This window comes from uncultured Amaricoccus sp. (genome assembly GCF_937858865.1).
Classification (GTDB): domain Bacteria; phylum Pseudomonadota; class Alphaproteobacteria; order Rhodobacterales; family Rhodobacteraceae; genus Amaricoccus.
On sequence record NZ_CALLYO010000086.1, the window covers coordinates 1 to 2767 of the forward strand.

At 72.7% G+C, this 2767-nt stretch carries 3 protein-coding genes; all 3 read right to left on the reverse strand.

Annotated elements, in window-relative coordinates:
- Positions 1 to 69: 69 nt before the first annotated feature.
- Positions 70 to 567: a GNAT family N-acetyltransferase gene (locus Q0112_RS02230; RefSeq protein ID WP_297970824.1), complete on the reverse strand. Its 498-nt coding sequence runs from the start codon at positions 565 to 567 to the stop codon at positions 70 to 72.
- Between the two features lie 102 nt (positions 568 to 669).
- A complete protein-coding gene (gene murC / locus Q0112_RS02235) occupies positions 670 to 2097 on the reverse strand; it encodes a UDP-N-acetylmuramate--L-alanine ligase (protein WP_297970826.1) in 1428 nt (475 codons plus the stop codon).
- Positions 2094 to 2767 (reverse strand): glycosyltransferase (locus Q0112_RS02240; RefSeq protein ID WP_297970828.1); only part of this gene is annotated, 674 nt, incomplete at its 5' end. The genes Q0112_RS02240 and murC, both read right to left, overlap by 4 nt.

A 2767-nucleotide genomic window follows, 5' to 3' on the forward strand; every position in this document is an offset into this window, starting at 1 on the left:
CCGCAAGCCCCCCTCGCCAGGGGCCGCCCCGGCCAGGGCCTGTTTGCCGGTGGGTCCCGAGCCCGCTTCTCACGCCTGGTAGAAGGCCGGCTGATAGACGACGGCGCCGGCCGGCGCCGCGCCCGCGATCACCAGCCGCATGAAATACGCGGCCGGCACGCCCGCGAAGGTCAGCGCCGGGTCCGCCTCGAAGCCGAAGCGGCGGTAGTAGCCCGGGTCGCCCAGCACCACGCATCCCGCCGCGCCGGCCCGGCGCAGCCGGGCCAGCCCCTCGCGGACGAGCGCGGAGCCGACCCCCTCGCCCTGCCGCTCCGGCCGGACCGACAGCGGCCCGAGCCCGAACCACCCCACCTCCTCGCCCCCGACCGTGACCGGCGAGAAGGCGACATGCCCGATCACCTCGCCACCGGCGACGGCCACCAGCGAGAGCGTCAGCCGCCCCGCCGCGCGCAGGCCCTCCACAATGGCGGCCTCCGTCCCCGAGCGGTGCTCCGCCACGGCGAAGGCCGCCTCGGTCACCTGCCGGATCGCCGCCTCATCGCCCTCAGCCTCGGGACGGATCAGCATGGCCCCTTCCCCCCGCGGCTCGTATATACAACGTCTATACGAGAAAATTATCCAGCTCTTTCAAACGGATACCGGCAGGGCGCACGCGCGCGCCCGCGCCCCTCAGGCGTCGACCGGCTCCTCCTGGTGGTTGCCCGCGTTCAGCCGCTCCGGCAGCGCGTTGGCCCAGGCCGAGATCGACCCCGCCCCGAGGCAGACCAGCAGGTCCCCCGGCCGGCACTCCGCCCGCGCGAAGTCGGCCAGCGCCTCCTCGCCGCCGAGCGGCAGCGCCCGCCGGTGCCCGTGCGCGATCAGCCCGCCGACCAGCGTGTCGCGGCTGATCCCCTCGATCGGCGCCTCGCCCGCCGAATAGACATCGGCGATCGCCACCACGTCCGCATCGTTGAAGCAGGCGCAGAACTGGGTGAAGAGGTCCTTCAGCCGGCTGTAGCGGTGCGGCTGGTGCACGGCGATCACCCTGCCCTTCGTCGCCTGCCGCGCCGCCTTCAGCACCGCCGCGATCTCCACCGGATGGTGCCCGTAGTCGTCGATGATGGTGACCCCGTTCCAGACCCCCACCTTGGTGAACCGCCGGTTCACCCCGCCGAAGGCGGCCAGCGCCGCCTTGATCGCCGTCGGCGGCACGCCGAGGTGCCGCGCCACCGCGATCGCGGCCAGCGCGTTCGAGACGTTGTGGTCCCCGGTCATCGGCAGCGTCACCCCCTCGATCTTCCGCTTCTCCCCGTTCAGCACCACGTCGAAGACGGCGCCCCCGTTCTCGTAGCGCAGGTTCCTGCCCTGCACGTCGGCCTGCGGCGAGAAGCCGTAGGTCGCCACCCGCCGGTCGGTGATCCGCCCGACCATCGCCTGCACCTCCGGATGGTCGATGCAGCAGACCGCCAGCCCGTAGAAGGGAATGTTGGAGACGAAGGTGTCGAACGCCGCCTTCACCCCCTCGAAGTCGCCGTAGTGGTCGAGATGCTCCGGGTCGATGTTCGTCACCACCGCGATCGTCGCCGGCAGCTTCACGAAGGTCCCGTCGCTCTCGTCGGCCTCCACCACCATCCACTCCCCCTGCCCGATCCGCGCGTTCGAGCCGTAGGCATGGATGATCCCGCCGTTCACCACCGTCGGGTCCATGCCGCCGGCATCGAGCAGCGCCGCCACCATCGAGGTCGTCGTCGTCTTGCCGTGCGTGCCGGCCACCGCCACGTTCGACTTCAGTCGCATCAGCTCGGCCAGCATCTCGGCGCGGCGGACGACGGGCAGCGCCCGCGCCCGCGCCGCGTCGAGCTCGGGGTTGCCCGGCTTGATCGCCGATGAGATCACCACCACCTGCGCCCGCTCGAGGTTCTCCGCCCGCTGGCCGATGAAGACCTTCGCCCCCTTCGAGGCCAGCCGCTCGGTGATCGGGCTCGCCTTGGCGTCCGACCCCTGCACGGTGAAGCCGTGGTTGAGCAGCACCTCGGCGATCCCCGACATGCCGATCCCGCCGATGCCGACGAAATGGATGGCGCCGATGTCGTGCGGCAGCCGCGTCTGTCCGTTCATGCCTCGGTCTCCTCCGTTCGGGCGAGGTCCTCGACCAGCGCCGCCAGATGCTCCACCGCGTCGGGGCGCCCCTCTCCCCGGCTCGCCCGCGCCATGGCGGCCGCACCCTCGGGATCGCCGAGAATCGCCGCGATGTGCCCCGCGAGCACCTCGGCCGTCAACTCCTCCTCGCGGATCACGAAGGCGCCACCGGCGGAAACCAGCCCGGCGGCATTGGCCGCCTGGTGGTCGTCCGTGGCGTAGGGATAGGGGACGAGGATCGCCGGCCGCCCGATCACGCTGATGTCGGCGACCGAGCTCGCGCCGGCCCGGCTGACGACCAGCGTCGCCTCGGCCAGCCGGTCGGGCACGTCCTCGAAGAAGGCGCGCAGGTCGGCGGCCAGCCCGATCCGCTCGTAGGCGGCGCGCACCCGGTCCATGTCCTCGGGCCGCACCTGCTGGCTGACGCGGAGCAGTTCCCGGAGCTCGGGCGGAAGCAGCGCGATCGCCTCGGGCACCACGCGGGCGAAGACCCCGGCCCCCTGGCTGCCGCCGATGACGAGCAGGCCCATCGGATGCTCGCCCGGCTCGATGTAGGTCGCCCCCTCGCGGTCGAGGACCGCGCCCCGCACCGGGTTGCCGGTGTGCACCGCCCGCGCCCCCTCGGGCACCGCCGTCGGCCAGGTGCCGC